Below are 19,452 nucleotides of genomic sequence, written 5' to 3' on the forward strand. Positions count from 1 at the left end.
AACGCAATCGCTACACCATTAACTGCGACAGGTTCAATATTAAAATGGTACGCAGATAACACAACTACTACAACATTAGGAACTGCACCAACTCCTCAAACTACAACAGTCGGTACAACCAACTATTTTGTATCTCAAACAACAAACGGTTGTGAAAGTNCNNGAGCNCANATTGCAGTAACAGTAAATGCATTGCCAACTGCAACGATCACAGCTTCGGGTTCTACAAGCATTCCGGCAGGTGGAAGCGTTATCTTGAATGCAAATACTGGATCTGGATTAACATACAAATGGTTTAAAGGTTCAACTCAGGTTGGGACAGCCTCATCGTATACAGCTACAACAGCAGGTAGTTATGTGGTAGAAGTAACAAATGGAAATAATTGCAAAGCTACTTCACTTGCAACGGATGTAAATTCTGCAGCGAATCAGCCTTCTGTAATTGCGATCACTTCACCAGTAGCAAATACAACGGTTGTAGGAACAATTACGATTTCAGCAGATATTTCAGATCCGGATGGTACGATTATAGCAGTTGAATATCTGGATGGCAATACGGTGATCGGATCAAGTACAACTGCTCCATACAGCTACGACTGGACAACACCAGGTGGTGGTTCACATGTAATTACGGTGCGTGTAACCGATAGCAACGGTGGTGTAACAACTTCTGCTCCGGTAACTGTAACAAGCAGTTCAATCAGTACGGGTGTAACAAATGGTAATAATGCATATGCAAATGTTTATCCAATACCTGCAAGAGATGAAGTGATTGTTGAAACTGAAATTGATCTTACCAACGCACAGGTGAAAGTAACAAACGCATTGGGAGAAGAAGTATCTCTATCAACTACTGTTCAGGGTAAAAATGCACAATTAAATGTGAGTGGATTGGCTGACGGTGCATACATCTTACTGATCACTGAGGATTCAAACATTATAACAAAGAAGATTATTATTGCACACTAGTATTTTATACAATATATAATTGATTTAATAAAAGCCTTCCCGCTAATAATGGGAAGGCTTTTTTATGTCTAAATGTATCTGTTTAATTGTTTGTAGAAACGTAATTTATTACGTCTTAAAACCCGGAATAATTTAACCTTTTAATGAAATTATAGTATTGTTTAATTGAATCCTCCAATTAATTTTTCATGTGATTTTAAGTCTCCAGTTATTTGTGTATACTTGTTACAACGTATACTTTTCAAAACGATCGTTTTTTTATGCCTGGTACGAAGAAAGCCAATGAGGAATTGCTTGAAGATCAACTGGAGCAGGCCTATCAGGGGCGTATAAATAATATTAAAGAAAGTTTTGAAGGTGTTCTTTCCGTTTTAAAAATTTCGAAAGCACAAAAAAACGAACGTATTGAAGCCCGTTCACATAATTATCTGGGCTTACTCTATATGATTCAGGGGGATCATATCAAATCGATTACACATTCTAAACAGGCATTACATTATTTTCAACGGGTACAAAGTCTGAAAGAAATTGCCGATGCAAAATTTAATATTGCCAGCTCCTTATACAAAACAGATAATTTTCATGATGGATTGAAAGGCTTGCTTGAGTGTCGCCAGATCTATCAAAGTATTGGCGATGGCAGCAGCGAATGCCGGGCATTAAAATCCATTGCAACTATATATGAGTATTGGGGGGATCTTAATAAAGCTTTTCTGATCTATAAAGAATGCATTGAACTGGCCACCAAACATGGCGACCTTGCTATGTTGTCAAATGCATACAATCCGATTTCGGGATTGTATCTGAAACGTGGTGATATTGAAACTGCCACAAAGATCTCCGATAAAAGTATTGCCATAAAAAAGAAAATAAAAGATGAACGTGGACTGGCATATTCGATTTATGGAAAAGGAAAAGTATTTTTTGCACAACAAAAATTAGATCGGGCAGAAAAGTGTTTTTTAGAAAGTCTGGCCTTGCAGCAGAAGTTTGGCGACAAGCTGGGAGAGGGGATGGTACTGAATAAATTAGGACTCACGTATATCGGTAAAAAGAAATATGCTCAGGCTGAAAGCATTTTGAAGCAAGCAATTGTGTTAGCTAACAAGCACAATGTAAAAGTTAATCTCTTTAAGACCTATCAGAGTTTATATACCTTGTATAAAATTCTGGGTGATGAAACAAAGGCACTGCACAGTCTTGAACAATTTATTTTACATAAAGAAAGTAATGTTCGTTCGCATACAGCTGATATCATTAAAAGTTACGAGGCGGCAAATGAAATATATAAATTAGAGAAAGACACGAAAGCGCAGATGGATTATCTGGAGATCGTGCAAAAGAAAAATACAGAACTGGATTCTTTTTTTTACAGAGTCTCTCACGATCTGAAAGGTCCGATTTCTTCTTTACTTGGTTTAAATGCCTTGATTGAACACGAACAGTTTGATGAAGAAGCGTTGAAGTATTTTAATATGTATAAAAAACTTTCAACGCGTATCGATACAATCGTGATGGATCTGATCAATATCACGCGTATCAGTTCTCACGAGATTGTTCCTGTTCAGATCGATTTTATGCAGCTGATCGAAGAGTGTATTCATTCGTATTCATACTTTGATAATTTTGACCGAATCGAGTTTCAGATAGAAGTTGAAGAAGCAATTGATTTTAAATCAGAATGGGTGATCGTAAATACCATCCTGCAGAATTTGATCGAAAACTCAATTAAGTATATCCGTACGGCTATAAGAAAACCCTATGTATTGGTGCAGGTATATACTGAAGGAAGTTTGTTATATATTAAAGTGACGGATAACGGCCAGGGAATTTCTGAAGAATACCAGGAACGGATCTACGATATGTTTTTCAGAGCGAATGATAAAGCTTCAGGTTCCGGTTTGGGATTATATATATTAAAGCGGGCAGTAGAACGTTTGCAGGGCAAGGTAAGCCTGCAATCCGAAGCGGGCAAAGGAACGACATTTACGGTTTGCATTAAAGGAGCTTAATAAAATAAATAAGTGGGATTTTATTTTTAAATTAGAATATCCAGTTTTTCATTTTTACCAATACAGCTATGAAATATATTTTATTCATAACATTCGTTCTTACTTTGTTTTCTTGTAAGACGAGTGATAAAGAAATAACAGAGGCTACAGAGGATCAGTCTAAAATATTCCGAATTTTTCTGAAAAAGTTCAAGCCCCTCGATCTTCCTTTTATATTCAGATATGGCAATGAAGGGGATATTCTGGATTTTGAAAAGATGACTGCAGCTGATCCAAATTCTGCAGATAGTATTTTTATAAAATCGGATTATTTAAGTAGTGTCAAATATTATGGCATGCTAAAAGACACATCGAAGTTTTTTTCTTTGATCTGTTTTTATCCTGCTGATAGTTATTATCCGATGCTGATCACTTTTGATAAAAATGGCAATCGCATTGATGAAACCTCGTTGATCGTTAATGGCTGTGGTGGCGACTGCGGATTGGAATACTGTTCGGAAACAGGGATCATAAATGAAGACCTTTCGATCCGGTGTGTGGATACAGTAAGATGGAAATTTTCCTGTGACAGCTTGGGAGAACCGATCCCCGACAGCGATATTGTTTGGGTAGATACAAAAAATGGAAAAATAACAAAGAATGGTAAACTGATCATGAAGAATGAGCAGCAACAGAAATATCGTGAGAATCTTTAACTCATAATTATTCCGGATTATAGATTTTTTAGCGCCTTTATCTTTGTGTATGATCTGGCCTTACCTATTTTAGAACCACTGTTATCCCATATCTATCCCACATCTATCTCATGTATAAGTCATATGAATAGTATAAGGATAACTTGTTACAGATATATTTCACATGCATTGTAACCTTTTTAGTTTAGCCCTTCTCTAATGTAGTATAAGTCAAATTATTTTAAACTTAAATTATAATAGAGATGGAAAATTCCACATTAAATCAATCCATTAAGCCGGTATTCAATTTGTTAAAAGGTACTTTTGGTATTGTACCGATTGTTGCCGGGCTTGACAAATTTACCAATCTGTTAACCAATTGGGAAGAGTACATTCATCCGGGTGTTGTTGGAATGCTGCCGTTTTCTCCACATGTATTTATGATGATTGTGGGTGTTATTGAAATTATTGCAGGAGTTATTGTGTTGAAGAAAACAGAGATTGGCGGTTATATTGTTGCTGCCTGGCTGACCTTAATTGCATTGACCTTGTTAGTAAGTCTGAAGTATATGGATGTTGCGGTGCGCGATCTTGTAATGGCAATCTCGGCATTTTCTTTGGCACGCATTGCTAAATTTATTTAATTGAAACTTTAAGGCATCTGTAATGAAAGCATTTGAACAATACTCAGATTTAGAAATTGTACAAAAAATTCTGCAGGGTGAGACGGAATTATTTGAAATGATCATTCGTAGAAACAATTCGTTTTTATACAAAGTTGGTCGATCCTATAATTACAATCACGAGGATACGCAGGATTTGATGCAGGATACATACATAAATGCCTTTACGCATTTGTCCGGTTTTGAAAGCCGTTCCTCTTTTAAAACCTGGATCATTAAAATTATGCTCAATAACTGTTTTAGAAAACAACAAAAATGGAGTTTTAAACATATAAGAGCAACAGAGATGAACGATGAATCGTTGCCAATGTTTTCGGGTCAGCAAGATACAGACACAAACAAAACGGTTATGAATAAAGAGTTGAGTTTTGTAATTGAACATGCACTGCAGCAAGTGCCGGAAGATTACAGGATCGTATTTACATTGCGTGAAGTGAATGGGTTGAATGTAGCGGAGACATCGGATGCGTTGAATATAAGCGAGTCCAATGTGAAAGCCCGGTTGAACAGAGCAAAATCTATGTTACGGAAGGAAGTTGAAAAAACATATTCCGCAGAAGAAATATTTGAATTTAATCTTGTTTACTGTGACGCTATGGTTGAACGTGTCATGCAAAAACTTACAAACAGATCTTTATGAGTGTACAAACAGAAACATATGATCTGATCGGAGATGATCACCTTTCAACGTCATCTGAAACGCCGCTTCGTAAAGATGCTTTTGATATCAATGACGATCTGAAGATTACATTGATTCAGGAACACTTCAAAGAAATTATGCATATTCTTGGACTGGACCTAAATGACGACAGCTTAAAAGGAACACCGTATCGCGTAGCAAAAATGTATGTTAAAGAAATTTTCAGTGGTTTGAATCCGGAGAATAAACCAGAAGTTGCACTCTTTGAAAATAAGTATGACTATAGGGAGATGTTGATTGAAAAAGACATTACACTGTATTCCTACTGCGAACATCATTTTGTACCTATTGTTGGTAAAGCACACGTGGCCTACATCGCTAATGGAACTGTTATTGGATTGTCAAAGATTAATAGACTGGTACAATATTACAGCAAACGTCCGCAAGTACAGGAGCGCTTAACCAATCAAATTGCAGAAGCATTAAAAGAAGCATTGGGATCAGAGGATGTTGCAGTACTTATTGAAGCAGAACATCTCTGTGTCTCTTCACGCGGAATTAAAGACACAAATTCACGCACCATTACAGCATCGTATTCAGGTAAATTCAAAGAAGAAAAAACAAAAACAGAATTTATAGCATTGTTGAAATAGTGGTACAATGATCTGTGTTTGATAGATAGTATAAGAACGTCGTTGAAGTTTTAAACCTCAACGACGTTTGTTTTTAATCAGGATGTCCTCAATTTTAAAATTTTCACCATTTACTGCTTACTTTTATGAACTAAGTCCGTCTTTGCAGAAAACCCGCCCAGATTCAATATTTAGACTTTTATTAACAAATAATTGTATTTTTTGTATTTGTTAGAAATTTTTTATTAAATTGTTATACTATATTAAGTTTTAATTGACTTTAACTAATAACTATGGATATATTTTCTAACCTTCAGCGCAAGTTTGTCGTATTAGCGATGCTTTTATGCAGTGTACTTGCTGTGCATGCACAAACACCCGTAGCAAAATACGGGCAGTTAAAAATCTTCAACGGAAAGGTCTCCGATCAAAATGGCAATCCCGTGATATTACGTGGTATGTCCATGTTCTGGAGTGGCTATCCTGAAGGTGCTCCGTATTATAATGCCACAACCATTAACTGGTTACGCGATGACTGGTGTGTAGATGTAATTCGTGCTACCATGTCTGTGGAGACAGGTTCAAGCACTTATATAAACAATCCGGCTACGGAATTAGCAAAAATAAAAACAGTTATTGATGCGTGTATAGCAAAAGGTATATATGTGATTGTCGATTTTCACTCGCATAATGCAGAGAATTATAAAGCACAGGCGAAAACATTTTTTACAGATATTGCTACAACCTATGGCAATAAGCCAAATATTTTATACGAGACATTTAATGAGCCGATCAATCAATCCTGGTCGGGTACTATTAAACCATACCACAATGAATTGATTCAAACCATTCGTGCGATAGATCCGGATAACATTATTATCTGCGGAACAAGAACCTATTCACAAGATGTAGATGAAGCAGCAAATGATCCGGTTACGGGAACAAACATTGCATACACGCTTCACTATTATGCAAACTCTCATAAAGCTTCATTAAGACAAAAAGCTACAAATGCCTTGAATAAAGGTGTTGCAATTTTTGTAACAGAATATGGTACCTGTGATGCTTCGGGTAACGGTGGCTATAATGCAGCAGAATCTCAGACATGGTGGGATTTCTTAGAAGCAAATAAATTAAGTTCTTGTAACTGGGCAGTTGACAATAAAAACGAAACTTCCGCAGCATTATCGACTTCAAGTCTTTCTAACTGGACTGCAGGGCAACTTACTCAATCCGGTACGCTTGTTAAAGCATACATCAAAGGGAAATGTAATTCTGTATTAGTAACAGGTTCACTTACGATTGCATTTGCAGGAAATAAAGTAAGTTACAATGCAGGTGATGCAGTAACAATGACTGCAACAGCAACAATTTCTTCGGGAACAGTTGCGCGCGTAGATTATTATGACGGCACAACATTGTTGAGTTCAAAAACAACAAGTCCGTATACGCTTACAACAACAACCTTATCTTCAGGTGGACATAATATTACAGCGAAGTCTTATAATGCAGCAGGTGCATTGGTTGCTGAGTCTCCTCTTTATACCATAAGTATTGTTGGTGCATCCAATGTGTCTACAACAGGTATTACGGATCAGTTTGAAACCGCAAAACAATTCTCTGAAGTAACAGGTGGTTCTGCAGATGCAAATTGTGCAACAGCTGATACGGGTGCTACAGCCGGTATATATTGGTTCGAAGATCGTAATCCTACTACCCCTTTCAAAGCAGAAGCAACAAGAACAGGTAATGGTACTTTACAGTATTTGGTTTCACAAGCAGCAAATTCATATAATGTTGTAGGATTCAATTTTGGTACGTACTGTGTAGGTACTACCAGAAACAAGTATACATTAGACTTAACACAAAATGCTGTATTGAAATTAACCGTTTCAGCACCTACAACGAATACCGCAACACTGGATCTGAAATTTCAGATGAAAGATGCAGATGGTACAGTGATTGCAATTAACAAATTGGTTTTATTGCCGAATGGTACCGTAGATGCTGCTAACTGGTATAAGTATGAAGTAGGTTTTAGTAAGAATCACGTAACACCGGATTTCTTATCACTTACCCCTGGAAGCACAACAAACTTTGTATTTGATTTCAAAAATGCATTATCTATTAAGAACCCGAACAATCCAACGTTTCCGGCAGATATCAATACAAACAATGCTGACTTTGATTTTTCTAAAGTAGTAGAAGTGGTGATTGTACCTGTGAATAAACTGGATACAGGTACGCCGAGTTATCAACCGCTTGCCTTTACAGATCAGAAAATTATATTTTCAGGTTTAAGTATGGGTGATCCTTCACTTGGTACAGATATCTGTACAACACCAAGAGCAATTACTACAACAGACTTAACATACTGTGAAGATGCAACAGATGCTGTTGCTTTAACAGCAAAACCTGTATTAGGTTTGACATTGAAATGGTATACTGCTGCTACCGGTGGGGTAGCCAATACGGTGGCACCAATCCCGTCTACTTCTGTAGCTGGAGTAACAACGTATTATGTAAGTCAGTCTACATCTAGTCCGAATACATGTGAAGGTCCGCGTACACCATTAAAAGTTACCATTGTGGCACCTGCAACTGCCGATGCTGGAACAGCGCAAGCGATCACGGCTACAACTGCGACATTAACCGGTACAGGTTCTGCAGTTGGTACATGGTCTGTAGTAACGAAACCTGCGGCAGCAACCGTAACATTCAGCCCTTCAGCTACTGGCGCTTCTGTTACAGCAAGCGGATTAACCGTAGATGGTACCTATACATTTAAATATACAGTTACGGGCACTGCTCCATGTGCTGCTGCAAGTGCAACCGTAGATGTTGTTAAAACTACAGCTACATGTGCAACACCAACAACAGCAAATGCCGGTACAGCACAAACAATCACGACAGCAACAACAGCTACTTTAACAGGTACAGGAACTTCAGTTGGTACCTGGACTGTACAGACTAAACCTGCTGCAGCGACGGTGACAATCTCCGGCACAGGTGCTTCTGTAACAGCAAACGGTTTAACAGTTGATGGTACATATACTTTCTTATATACAGTAACAGGTGTAGCTCCATGTGTGAATGCTACTTCAACAGTAAATGTTGTGAAGTCAACACCTACATGTACAACGCCTACAACCGCAAATGCCGGTACAGCACAAACGATCACTACAGCAACAACTGCTACTTTAACAGGTACAGGAACTGCAGTTGGTACGTGGACAGTACAAACAAAACCAGCAGCTGCTACTGTTACAATCAGTCCTACAGGTGCTTCAGCTTCAGTTACAGCAAGCGGTTTAACAGTGGATGGTACGTATACCTTCTTATATACAGTAACAGGTGTTAGCCCATGTGTGAATGCTACTTCAACAGTAAATGTTGTGAAGTCAACACCTACATGTACAACACCGACAACGGCAAGCGCAGGTACAGCTCAAACAATCTCTACAGCAACGACTGCTACATTAACAGGTACAGGAACAACAACAGGTACGTGGTCTGTGCAAACGAAACCATCTGCAGCAACGGTAACATTCAGTCCGTCTGCAAATGCAGCTTCAGTTACAGCAAGCGGTTTAACAGTGGATGGTACGTATACCTTCTTATATACGGTAACAGGTGTTAGCCCATGTGTGAATGCTACTGCAACAGTAAATGTTGTGAAGTCCACACCGGTATGTACAACACCTACAACAGCAAATGCAGGTTCACCGCAGTCGATCACTACAGCGACTTCAGCATCGTTAACGGGTACGGGAACTAAAGCGGGTACATGGTCCGTACAGACAAAACCTGCAGCAGCAACTGTGACATTCTCCGGTACAGGCGCTTCAGTTACAGCAAATGGTTTAACGGTAGATGGTACGTATACATTTAAGTATACAGTAACAGGCGTGAGCCCTTGCGTAGACGCTTCAGCTACGGTTGATGTTGTGAAATCACCGGCTCCTTGTACAACGCCTACAACGGCCAATGCAGGAAACGGACAGACGATCACAACAGCAACATCAGCATCGTTAACAGGTACAGGCTCGGCGGCGGGTACATGGACTGTACAAACTAAACCTGCAGCAGCGACAGTAACATTATCCGGTACTGGTGCTTCTGTAACTGCAAATGGATTAACAGTAGATGGTACGTATACCTTCTTATATACAGTAACAGGTGTGAGCCCTTGTGGTAATGCTACTTCAACAGTGAATGTTGTTAAAGCAACTCCTACATGTACAACGCCTACAACGGCAAATGCAGGAAACGGACAGACAATCACAACAGCAACATCAGCATCGTTAACAGGTACAGGAACTACAGCAGGTACATGGACTGTACAAACTAAACCTGCAGCAGCGACCGTGACATTCTCCGGTACAGGTGCTTCTGTAACAGCAAATGGCTTAACAGTAGATGGTACGTATACTTTCTTGTATACAGTAACAGGTGTGAGTCCTTGTGGAAATGCTACTTCAACGATGAATGTTGTTAAGTCAACTCCTACATGTACAACTCCTACAACGGCAAATGCAGGAAACGGACAGTCAATTACTACAGCGACTTCAGTATCGTTAACAGGTACAGGAACTACAGCGGGTACATGGACTGTACAAACTAAACCAGCAGCAGCAACCGTGACATTCTCCGGTACAGGCGCTTCAGTAACTGCAAACGGATTAACAGTGGATGGTACGTATACATTCTTGTATACAGTAACAGGTGTAAGCCCTTGCGTGAATGCAACATCAACAGTGAATGTTGTTAAGTCAAGTCCTGCATGTACAACTCCGCCAACTGCAAACGCAGGAACACCTCAAACGATCACTACAGCAATTACTGCTACATTAACCGGTACAGGTTCTGCAACGGGTACATGGAGTCTGGTGTCTGGTCCTTCAAGTGTTTCCTTCAGTCCTACTGGTGCATCTGCCTCCGTAACGGTAAGCGGATTAACAGCAGTGGGTACGTATACCTTCCAGTATGCTGTTGCAGGTGTGAGTCCATGTGTGCCGGCAACTTCAACGATGACAATTACAAAGTCAACTACTACTGGTATCAATGCAGCATATCTGGATGCGAACATTCAACTGTATCCGAATCCGGTTGCAGATAAATTGCAGGTAGATGTTTCGAAGGTTGATGGTCCTAAATCATTGAAGGTTGTTGATATGCTTGGAAGAGTAGTCTATCAGACTGAAAATGCTTCGATTGAAAATATTGATATGTCTGACTTCAGCAGAGGTATGTATGTTGTTCATATCGATTCAGAATATGGAACATACAGTAAGACAGTGATTAAACAATAATGTTTTAAAATCTATAACATCTCGAAAAGGACTTGTCGTAAGGCAAGTCCTTTTTTTGTTATCAGGATATTGCTTTTAAACAGCATAGTATAGATATTGAAGAAATGTTTGATGGAAATCGGATGTTGTCGGTAAATCTCAGCATCGGATATGACATATAACTCTTTAGATTTTATACATGACCCCGACTCACGAACAGAGCGCTATAAAAGCAACCTACTTTAGTATTGTTGGCAATGCAAGTTTAGCTATTGTGAAATGGCTTGCAGGATTTTTTGGTAATTCCTACGCCTTGATTGCAGATGCAATAGAATCAACAACAGATATTTTTGCTTCGTTGCTGGTTTTATTTGGATTGAAATATGCAGAACGGCCTGCAGATAAGAATCATCCGTATGGACATGGCAAGATTGAACCTCTGATCACATTTCTGGTTGTTGGTTTTTTAATCACTTCTGCCACGGTAATTGCCTATAAAAGTATTCAGAATATTGGCGTTCCGCATGAATTGCCAGAAGCCTGGACATTGATCGTACTTGGATTGATCATTATATGGAAGGAAATATCGTATCAGATAGTTCTCAAAAAAAGCAAGGAAACAAACAGCTCATCATTAAAAGCAGATGCCTGGCATCATCGAAGCGATGCGATCACTTCTGTTTCTGCATTCATTGGTATTTCAATTGCGCTGTATTTTGGGAAAGGCTATGAGTCGGCCGATGATTGGGCAGCATTGTTTGCATCAGCATTTATATTATATAATAGTTATTTGATTTTCAGACCAGCTCTTGCCGAAATCATGGACGAGCATGTATATGACGATCTTATTTCTTTGATCAGAGAAGAATCACTAATGGTTGATGGAGTTATAGGAACTGAAAAATGTTTTGTTCGTAAAGCCGGAATGAAATATCACATTGATCTTCATGTAACGGTTGATGCAACCCTGACGGTGAAAAGAGGTCACGAAATTGCTCATAATTTAAAAGATACGTTAAAACACAAACTTCCACAGCTTGGACATATTTTAATCCACATAGAACCTGATAAATAATATACATTGTAATTTTTGAATAAATTTTTATTGAAGATGAATATGAAGAAAATAATTTTAGTTGTACTGATCCTTGCAGGAGTATCCTGTGCCAGTAAAAAGTTGTCCCCGGCAATAGTTGTTTCATCACAGTCTGCAACTCTTATCGGAGTATCAACGGATCCCGAGTATGGCTTAACACCGTTGAAGCCTGTTGAATCAGGCGGCGGACCTTCCGGTGAGCGTGCCTATCTGGATGCACTTGCCGGTCCGAATGGTGAACAGATTAAATACTATCGTGCAGGTAGCTGTTGTCCGGTTAAAAGCGACAATGGATTTATGGGTTCTGCTATGCTTGATAATTACAAAGTAAGTTACAAAGGTTCAAAAGGAGAGATCTCGATATACATAAATATGTATGATAAAGGAGAGTTGAGAGCTCCGGTTGGATTTACTGTAAAGAAATAAATTTGAAAGAACAACGAATAATATTTTATCTGTATTTTATTGCAAGATGTAAGGCTTGTATATAAAAAAACATAACAGTTTGTTCTGCTTCATAATTCTATTGGTTATCTTAAGGTACAATTGTTCTAACCCTTATATGAACTCTTATGAAAAACCCTAAAGGATTAAAAAATGCTCAGTATTTATGTTTGTTCCCAGGTATCTTTTTAATTGTATCGGGATCTATGTTGTTATTAACTGCAGAGGCAGCGCAGGTTATCTTTGATTTGCAGGATTTAGATAGTACTCTTGCATTAGCTATGGGCATACGCCAATTAGCTATGGGTGTAATTATAGTGATGCTTGCTTTGACGCGTCAGCTAAAAGCGCTTGGACTTGTAATGATCATCGGCGCCATTGTTCCCATCACAGACTTTTTTATTTTTAGTCCTATTATTGGTTGGGTATCTGCATTGCGTCATGCTTTAGCGGTTCCTGTAATTTTAGGGCTTGGATTTTATTTGCTGCATCCGCTTAATCATCATCACGAGTAATTCAACGGATTCTTTTTTATACTATGTTCGGATTTAATATGCATCTTTTTAAGAAGATATTCTTAACAGGTTTCTTTATAATTGCAATACAGATTGTTTTTGCGCAGACAATTGTAAGCTATGAGCTTTCGCTAAGCTGTATGTATTTGCCTGGCGGCGACGGTAGAAATGAAATATATTCCCTGATCAATAATGAACGGTCACATAAAGCAGAAGAAATACAGGGAGAAAAATTTAAGAATACATCGAAAAAATTAGTGAGCGATGCGCATATTGAAAACACTATTCTTCAGATGGATAGTTTATTTGGATTAACTGTATTTACATTCAGAATTAATCCGGCTCTTATCGATACAATAAAAGCAGAGAATGCACGCAATAGATATTATAAAATTCCGGAAGCAGATATAGATCGATTCTTTTCTCGTGGAGATACGGTTAGGCTGGATCTGAAAGATATAAAACCGGATTCGCTTGAAATGACTGTCATTGATGGTTGTCCTTATTTTTTCAAATTTGAAGCAGATCGATCAAAAGATACAACTATACGTTCATTTCAAGGAAATTTTTTTGATCAGGTTCAAACGGATAACATCAAGAATTGGCTCCCTGTTTATCTGGCATACAGGCAGCATACATTCTTTACAACTATGCCCATGAAAGAATATTTTACGGATGAGAATTTAAAATACGTTCTGATTCGTTTCATAGAATGGACAAATAATGAATAATTTGAATATTAATCTTATGAATAAAGACATACAAGCATACAACAACAAACAGTCTGCAGATGATCGTGTGATCTGCGATCTTCTTGCAGAGCAGATAGATCTTGCTTTGTCCGATGCAGAAAATAAAATCTGGCATGCACATCCTGTATGGTTTTTAGATGGTAATCCCATTGTTGGATATAGTAAACTCAAAGGTAGTGTTCGATTGATGTTCTGGAGCGGACAATCGTTCGAAGAAGAGGACCTTCAAAACGAAGGAAGTTTCAAAGCCGCAGAGATACGTTATACATCCATTGAACAGGTAAAGCCTAAAGATCTGAAACGCTGGTTGAAAAAAGCGAGAGCGATTCAGTGGGATTATAAGAATATTGTTAAGCGCAAAGGAGTGTTGGAAAGGTTGAAGTAAACAGTAGATATTGTAATCCGATTTGAATGAAAAATATATTTTATAAATATTAAACTATGAGAATTTTATTGTCCGTATTCATTTTGTTGACATGCTCACATTCTTTATTCGCTCAAAATGAATTTACGTTCAACGATACTGTTTTTCATGTTGGACAAAAAAAGACTGTTCATATTGCAAATGCTTATGATGGACCTTGTACGGTAAGTCCATGTTATGATTTGGGAGATAATAAAAAGGTATACGATTCAATAGTAGCTTTTCTAAATCAAAATAAAACATTGAGAGTCGCATTTTTCTGGTATAGTGACTTAAGAGGAAGTGATGAATATAACTTGTATCAAAGCAATATAATGGCGAAGGGGTTAATATCTATTTTGATGAAATTAGGTATTGAGGAATATAGGATTTCATCAATCGGAATGGGAGAAGCCTTTCCGGTAATGACCAATGAGCAAATAGAAAAATTAAAAACCGATGATGAAAAATTTTCGGCTCACAGCAAAAATCGGCGCGTTGAAATAATTATTTTGAGTGATTAAAATATTGTATAAATATATAAACAATAATAACCACACTGCTTATTCTACATGCATTAGGAGCAGTCAATTGAAATGAAAAAAAAGTAAAATAAAATGTATACCAAGAATATATTCGGAGTTAAGTCCATGGCACTCTGGACAAGGGTGGAAACGATACAGTTTTCAGGTATTGCAATCGTAGAGGTATTGCTGTATATATGGAGCGATAAAATTTTACAAATACCTTTTACACCTGTAGCATTAGTAGGTACAGCAGTTGCCTTCATTATAGGGTTTCAAAGCAATGCTGCGTATGGTAGGATCTGGGAAGGAAGACAGATATGGGGATCCATTGTGAATTCATCCAGAGCATTTGGTGTAATGGTTCAGGATTTTATTAATAATGAACAAACAAATAACCCATTGTCTGAAGCTGAGTTAAAACAGGAAATCAAAACAATAACGTATCGACACATTGCCTGGTTAACAGCATTGCGATATGCAATGCGTCAACACAGAGCATGGGAAACGGTGATGGAAGAAAAGACGAATAAAGAATGGGCACATATGATCTATGTGCCGGAATTTCATATTTCATTTGACGAAGCAATAAAAGGCTATCTTTCTGCGGAAGAACTGGAATACATTAAAAGCAAAGACAACAAGCAGACGGCTGTTTTATATTTGCAATCACATCATCTTCGTAAGCTTAAGGACCGTGGTGTATTGTGGGCGTTCTCTTTTTTGAAATTGGAAGGCTTAATAGAAGAATTGTTGGGACATCAGGGGAAATCGGAACGCATTAAAAACTTTCCCTATCCAAGACAGTTTGCATCTTTGTTGCATTACTTCACCTGGATTTTTATTTTTATTTTGCCCATTGCTATTGTAGATCAGTTCTCAACAATAGGTGATAAATTTCATGATCAGATTCCTGGAATAGGACATTGGTTCATATGGATGTCTGTTCCGTTCTCAGTTGTTGTGATGTGGGTGTTTCACACCATGAATCGAATAGGTAGAGTAGGTGAAAACCCATTTGAAGGATCCGTGAATGATGTACCCATCTCAACCATTGCACGAGGTATTGAAATTGATCTTCGACAAAATCTTGGAGAAGATGTTACAAGTATTCCGAAGCAATTTGAAGCGCGTAATGATACGCAGATGTAGTTTGGCAGGGTATAATAAGAGATAATAAAATGAAAAATTCAACTAAGGTTAAACTATTAGAATGGAGTATCGCAGCTGTATTTCTGTTGCTTCTGTTTACGAGTCATTTTAATTTTCCACCATCAAGTTATTTTATTTCGCTGTATTGTGATCTATTTAATACAGACGAGTATTCGCCAATGTTGATTGCATCTCTGTTGTCTTTGTTGTATGCACTTCCGGTATATTTTATTAAAGAAAGAATTCGGTTGACGGAAAATTGAAAGTGAATGAAAAGACAGATTTTATATGTAGGATTTTTAATATGTATTCTTTCCTGTAATTCTGATAGGCAGGAAAGTCATGTTGTAGCACGTGTTGATAGTACAGTAAAACAGATAAAAAAGGATAGTCCGTGTAATATATATGGACTAGATGTTCCAGAAACCGTTTCGCATGATAAAAACATTATTCTTATAAACAAACCTGTAGCTATCGGATTTTGGAATTTAAACACCTTTCTTGCAAAACATGAAGGACGTGTAGATCAAGGTTTAGATTCTGTTCCTGAAAAATTAAAACATCCTTCAAGGCAGGAGATCTACAGAGCCTATGATATAGCAGGTATGTATGGGGCATTTGTAAAACCAACATTGGATTCAATGTCTATAAAAATTATCGACACTGTTAAAACAGTAGGATATATAGCATTTAATGTGAATGGAAAACGTTACGTTATTGATAAAGCATTGTATCAGGAGAGTGATGGTGTGTTGTTTTATAATGGGAAAGACAAACCGATTTTTTGGACAGAAGGATTTGGGCTTGATCCGGAATGTATTATAAAAAGCTATTATTCGAATGAATAACCTATTTTTAATTCTTATAAGGCTTCGCTAAATTTAAGAGTAGATAAGGTAGAGATCAAACACAAGTAATACGAAGGAATGAAATACATAATTGGAATTTTAATAGTAACACTATCTGCCTGTTCTTTCTATACAGACATATCCTATAGAGCAGATAAAAAGGAAGAATATATTAGAGAAGATGGATATATCATTAGTTGTCAAAGGAGTGGGAACGGTCTTCTAATCGGAACGTATACCCCGTATACCTGGGGCGAAGGATTTTACTATGATTGGTTGAAAGGGAATAAGTCTGATAAAAAAATAAAAATAATATCAGTTAATGTATTGTTTTTGGATACAAATGATACCTTAACATTAAAAGAAGTTCGGAAAGAAAGAGAGTATTTTTTTACTTCATCTGGATTGAAAACAATCATTAATAATAATAAAAGACTGAAAGTGATTATTTCTTTCATTGATATGTCGTCAGGAAAGAATGAGATGAAGGAGTTTGTGCTAACACGAAAGAAACATACATATCCAACAGGAACGTTTCCTCATTCTTAAAGAGTCTTAGACTCGTTTTGGATATTTATCAATTCAATCCATTACTTTTTAATAATCACAAATTCAACACGTCTGTTCTTTTCTCTGTTTGCTTCTGTATCATTGGATGCAATTGGTTGTGAATCGCCATATCCTTTTGCTGAGATACGTGATTTTTTTATTCCATTTTGTATTAAATAGTCAACTACAACTTTCGCTCGTTGTTCTGAAAGCAGCATGTTTGCTTGCGAATCGCCGTAGGTATCTGTATGACCTCTGATCTCTATTTCTAAGGTAGGATTTTCTTTTAATGCTTTTACCAATCGGTCTAGTTCAGGATAAGAAATAGGCAACAACTCAGCTTTACTGCGTACAAAGAAAATGTTGTTTAAGCTAATAATCTGTCCTACTTCAATAGGTACGAGATAAATGTCTTTGGAGATTTCCTGATAGTCATTGGATTCCTGCAGATTAATATTTTCATTAATCGAAATATATCCATCGGCCTTTGCATAATATCCATACGTGCTTCCATATGGCAAGACAATTGCATAGGAGCCATCCAGTGGAGTAGATCGACAATCACCGATAGCAGAACTGTCGCCAAGATTTTCGTAATGAATAAATGCTTCAAGGGGACGTTTTGTTTTAGCATCCAGTACATGCCCTTTGATCATTGTTACAGGTTCAGGACGTAAAGCTTTGGGAAGTTCAGCCATAAATATATCTGTGCCTCCAATTGAATTTTTAGTTGCAGAATAATATAAAACACTTGCGTCCGTTGAAATTCTAAAATATGCATTCCATCCCTCATCATTGATAGCAGGGCCCAGATTAACAGGCGTGCTCCAATTTGTCCAGGTATCATCCAATCGTTTTGTTATGTAGGTATCTGCACTTCCATAACCAGGTAAGTCCGAAGTAGCATAATACAAGGTTTTATTGTCAGAGGAAAGGAATGGTGTGCATTCATGGTTTGAAGTATTTATGTTTCTTCCCATGTTTTTTGGTTCGCTCCATGAATTATCTTTTTGTTTAAAACTCACATATAAATCATCCTTTCCTTTACTATCATCTCTTTTAATGGCCAATATAAGTACGCGCCCATTATCCGCTAAAAAGTAACTTATGGAAGTGGGAAATGTATAGAAATTTCTGATGTGAATATTTTGAGGGTATGACCAACCGTTTGATACGCGGTGGCTGATTGCTAACCCTTCTCCCAGATCACTGTAGCTTCTGGTTCTGGAATATGTGCCAACTAATAGCATGCTATTGCCATCCGGAGCCATAGAAACAATTGCATTATTACCGCCATTGCTTATGCCATATTCCAGACGTTGTGCTTCTGTCCATGTGCTATCTATATATTCAGAATAATAGATGTCTCCATTTTGAGTACCATTATATGCGTCATCTAATGGGTAATTATCTTTATGGTTAATGCGTGTGAAATACAGCGTTTTTTTATCAGGCGAAAGAACAGGAGTTATTTCGTCAGCATACGTATTGATTGTAGTTGGCATACGAATAGAGGCTATTGGTGCAGCATCGGTTGCAAGTACATTCTGCAAATTGTCCTGATAGAAAACTATATAGTCAATAACCAATTCCATTTTAGTGAAAGTTATAAAACCGATGCTGCCTTTAAGCATTTGGCAGAATCTGTCACTTCCAATTGTCTTAACTTCAGTATCGTTTATGTATAAATGAATCAAATCAGATTTTTTTTGAAGTTTTATTATTTGATAATCTGTTGCAGATGTAAACGCATCGGTTAGTTGCCAGCCACTATTGGTTTCTCCTATTTCAGTGCCGGTTAAGTTTGTCCAAGATGTGGAAGAGCTCATTATTCCTGCAGAGAAGGAGTTGTTATACGGGTTTATACAGAAAAAATCCTTCATGCCATATTCATTTGTGATGTATAAGCCTGCAGTTCCATCACCTTTACTTACCGGTATTTTAAGCTTTATTTCTAATGAGAAATCCTTTGCAGGATCCATGTATATATTTTTATATACATAATTTACAGTTTTCGTTTCATCCTTATTTATGAATATATAATGTCCATCACGCATAAAGCATTTCATATGTGTAGTGCTATCTGTAAACCAGTTTTGTTCATTTGAATTAAAGTCATCGCGAAACCAGGGAGCGGTTTGTGCATGAATAAATATGGAGAAATTAAAAAAGAATAAAAGAATGAATGTTATGCGCATAAAGAAATGCAATTGTCTGATTGTAATACATATTAGTAATAATAATGGTATTAAAAAATTAGTATTGGAC

General features: G+C 37.4%; 18 protein-coding genes. 17 read left to right on the forward strand and 1 reads right to left on the reverse strand.

Features of this window, described 5'->3' with window-relative positions; translation table 11 throughout:
• Positions 1 to 357 precede the first annotated feature (357 nt).
• The 17 genes from A3EE_RS22270 to A3EE_RS0109445 all read left to right on the forward strand — a co-directional run bounded on the left by A3EE_RS22270 (position 358) and on the right by A3EE_RS0109445 (position 17,184).
• Entirely contained in the window at positions 358 to 969 is a 612-nt protein-coding gene (locus A3EE_RS22270) for an Ig-like domain-containing protein (RefSeq protein WP_425386822.1), read from the forward strand.
• A gap of 212 nt (positions 970 to 1,181) precedes the next feature.
• Complete coding sequence (locus tag A3EE_RS0109370; protein ID WP_245553825.1) at positions 1,182 to 2,981, forward strand: tetratricopeptide repeat-containing sensor histidine kinase; 1,800 nt, start codon at positions 1,182 to 1,184, stop codon at positions 2,979 to 2,981.
• 68 nt (positions 2,982 to 3,049) lie between these two features.
• The gene (locus A3EE_RS0109375) at positions 3,050 to 3,676 is read left to right on the forward strand and encodes a hypothetical protein (protein ID WP_018343186.1); all 627 of its coding nucleotides are present in this window, start codon (positions 3,050 to 3,052) and stop codon (positions 3,674 to 3,676) included.
• 242 nt (positions 3,677 to 3,918) lie between these two features.
• Positions 3,919 to 4,299 (forward strand): hypothetical protein, encoded by a 381-nt coding sequence (locus tag A3EE_RS0109380; RefSeq protein ID WP_018343187.1) that lies wholly within the window; start codon positions 3,919 to 3,921, stop codon positions 4,297 to 4,299.
• A gap of 22 nt (positions 4,300 to 4,321) precedes the next feature.
• Positions 4,322 to 4,978 (forward strand): sigma-70 family RNA polymerase sigma factor, encoded by a 657-nt coding sequence (locus A3EE_RS0109385; protein WP_018343188.1) that lies wholly within the window; start codon positions 4,322 to 4,324, stop codon positions 4,976 to 4,978.
• On the forward strand, positions 4,975 to 5,631 hold the full coding sequence (folE, locus tag A3EE_RS0109390) for a GTP cyclohydrolase I FolE (RefSeq protein ID WP_018343189.1): 657 nt from the start codon (positions 4,975 to 4,977) through the stop codon (positions 5,629 to 5,631). The genes A3EE_RS0109385 and folE overlap by 4 nt, the downstream gene beginning before the upstream one ends.
• Before the next feature lie 272 nt (positions 5,632 to 5,903).
• The gene (locus A3EE_RS0109395; protein ID WP_018343190.1) at positions 5,904 to 10,922 is read left to right on the forward strand and encodes a cellulase family glycosylhydrolase; all 5,019 of its coding nucleotides are present in this window, start codon (positions 5,904 to 5,906) and stop codon (positions 10,920 to 10,922) included.
• Positions 10,923 to 11,100: 178 nt separating this feature from the next.
• Positions 11,101 to 11,976, forward strand: coding sequence for a cation diffusion facilitator family transporter (locus A3EE_RS0109400; RefSeq protein ID WP_018343191.1), 876 nt, complete (start codon positions 11,101 to 11,103; stop codon positions 11,974 to 11,976).
• A gap of 42 nt (positions 11,977 to 12,018) precedes the next feature.
• Positions 12,019 to 12,423: a hypothetical protein gene (locus A3EE_RS0109405; protein WP_026209703.1), complete on the forward strand. Its 405-nt coding sequence runs from the start codon at positions 12,019 to 12,021 to the stop codon at positions 12,421 to 12,423.
• 146 nt (positions 12,424 to 12,569) lie between these two features.
• A complete protein-coding gene (locus A3EE_RS0109410) occupies positions 12,570 to 12,956 on the forward strand; it encodes a DUF4267 domain-containing protein (RefSeq protein WP_018343193.1) in 387 nt (128 codons plus the stop codon).
• A 23-nt stretch (positions 12,957 to 12,979) separates the two neighbouring features.
• The gene (locus A3EE_RS0109415; protein WP_018343194.1) at positions 12,980 to 13,687 is read left to right on the forward strand and encodes a hypothetical protein; all 708 of its coding nucleotides are present in this window, start codon (positions 12,980 to 12,982) and stop codon (positions 13,685 to 13,687) included.
• Between the two features lie 16 nt (positions 13,688 to 13,703).
• On the forward strand, positions 13,704 to 14,093 hold the full coding sequence (locus tag A3EE_RS0109420; RefSeq protein WP_026209704.1) for a DUF1801 domain-containing protein: 390 nt from the start codon (positions 13,704 to 13,706) through the stop codon (positions 14,091 to 14,093).
• A 56-nt stretch (positions 14,094 to 14,149) separates the two neighbouring features.
• On the forward strand, positions 14,150 to 14,635 hold the full coding sequence (locus A3EE_RS0109425) for an OmpA family protein (protein WP_018343196.1): 486 nt from the start codon (positions 14,150 to 14,152) through the stop codon (positions 14,633 to 14,635).
• A 93-nt stretch (positions 14,636 to 14,728) separates the two neighbouring features.
• Positions 14,729 to 15,787, forward strand: coding sequence for a bestrophin family protein (locus A3EE_RS0109430; RefSeq protein WP_018343197.1), 1,059 nt, complete (start codon positions 14,729 to 14,731; stop codon positions 15,785 to 15,787).
• Positions 15,788 to 15,816: 29 nt separating this feature from the next.
• Positions 15,817 to 16,050, forward strand: a complete 234-nt coding sequence (locus A3EE_RS0109435) for a hypothetical protein (protein WP_026209705.1) — start codon at positions 15,817 to 15,819, stop codon at positions 16,048 to 16,050.
• A 6-nt stretch (positions 16,051 to 16,056) separates the two neighbouring features.
• Positions 16,057 to 16,635 carry a hypothetical protein gene (locus A3EE_RS0109440; protein WP_018343198.1) on the forward strand — a complete coding sequence of 193 codons (579 nt, stop codon included), beginning with the start codon at positions 16,057 to 16,059 and terminating at the stop codon, positions 16,633 to 16,635.
• A gap of 78 nt (positions 16,636 to 16,713) precedes the next feature.
• Complete coding sequence (locus A3EE_RS0109445) at positions 16,714 to 17,184, forward strand: hypothetical protein (RefSeq protein ID WP_018343199.1); 471 nt, start codon at positions 16,714 to 16,716, stop codon at positions 17,182 to 17,184.
• A gap of 41 nt (positions 17,185 to 17,225) precedes the next feature.
• Here A3EE_RS0109445 and A3EE_RS20335 read toward each other — a convergent pair whose 3' ends face one another.
• Positions 17,226 to 19,382, reverse strand: coding sequence for an OmpA family protein (locus tag A3EE_RS20335; protein ID WP_018343200.1), 2,157 nt, complete (start codon positions 19,380 to 19,382; stop codon positions 17,226 to 17,228).
• Positions 19,383 to 19,452 lie beyond the last annotated feature (70 nt).

Origin of the sequence: Cytophaga aurantiaca DSM 3654 (assembly GCF_000379725.1) — a bacterium.
In the GTDB taxonomy this organism is placed as follows: domain Bacteria; phylum Bacteroidota; class Bacteroidia; order Cytophagales; family Cytophagaceae; genus Cytophaga; species Cytophaga aurantiaca.

What these genes read in the sequence shown, in the direction of transcription:
- A3EE_RS0109375 (WP_018343186.1), top strand. Translation starts at nt 3,050, where the DNA reads ATGAAATATATTTTATTCATAACATTCGTTCTTACTTTGTTTTCTTGT.
- A3EE_RS0109380 (WP_018343187.1), top strand. Translation starts at nt 3,919, where the DNA reads ATGGAAAATTCCACATTAAATCAATCCATTAAGCCGGTATTCAATTTG.
- A3EE_RS0109385 (WP_018343188.1), top strand. Translation starts at nt 4,322, where the DNA reads ATGAAAGCATTTGAACAATACTCAGATTTAGAAATTGTACAAAAAATT.
- folE (WP_018343189.1), top strand. Translation starts at nt 4,975, where the DNA reads ATGAGTGTACAAACAGAAACATATGATCTGATCGGAGATGATCACCTT.
- A3EE_RS0109395 (WP_018343190.1), top strand. Translation starts at nt 5,904, where the DNA reads ATGGATATATTTTCTAACCTTCAGCGCAAGTTTGTCGTATTAGCGATG.
- A3EE_RS0109400 (WP_018343191.1), top strand. Translation starts at nt 11,101, where the DNA reads ATGACCCCGACTCACGAACAGAGCGCTATAAAAGCAACCTACTTTAGT.
- A3EE_RS0109405 (WP_026209703.1), top strand. Translation starts at nt 12,019, where the DNA reads ATGAAGAAAATAATTTTAGTTGTACTGATCCTTGCAGGAGTATCCTGT.
- A3EE_RS0109410 (WP_018343193.1), top strand. Translation starts at nt 12,570, where the DNA reads ATGAAAAACCCTAAAGGATTAAAAAATGCTCAGTATTTATGTTTGTTC.
- A3EE_RS0109415 (WP_018343194.1), top strand. Translation starts at nt 12,980, where the DNA reads ATGTTCGGATTTAATATGCATCTTTTTAAGAAGATATTCTTAACAGGT.
- A3EE_RS0109420 (WP_026209704.1), top strand. Translation starts at nt 13,704, where the DNA reads ATGAATAAAGACATACAAGCATACAACAACAAACAGTCTGCAGATGAT.
- A3EE_RS0109425 (WP_018343196.1), top strand. Translation starts at nt 14,150, where the DNA reads ATGAGAATTTTATTGTCCGTATTCATTTTGTTGACATGCTCACATTCT.
- A3EE_RS0109430 (WP_018343197.1), top strand. Translation starts at nt 14,729, where the DNA reads ATGTATACCAAGAATATATTCGGAGTTAAGTCCATGGCACTCTGGACA.
- A3EE_RS0109435 (WP_026209705.1), top strand. Translation starts at nt 15,817, where the DNA reads ATGAAAAATTCAACTAAGGTTAAACTATTAGAATGGAGTATCGCAGCT.
- A3EE_RS0109440 (WP_018343198.1), top strand. Translation starts at nt 16,057, where the DNA reads ATGAAAAGACAGATTTTATATGTAGGATTTTTAATATGTATTCTTTCC.
- A3EE_RS0109445 (WP_018343199.1), top strand. Translation starts at nt 16,714, where the DNA reads ATGAAATACATAATTGGAATTTTAATAGTAACACTATCTGCCTGTTCT.
- A3EE_RS20335 (WP_018343200.1), bottom strand. Translation starts at nt 19,382, where the DNA reads ATGCGCATAACATTCATTCTTTTATTCTTTTTTAATTTCTCCATATTT.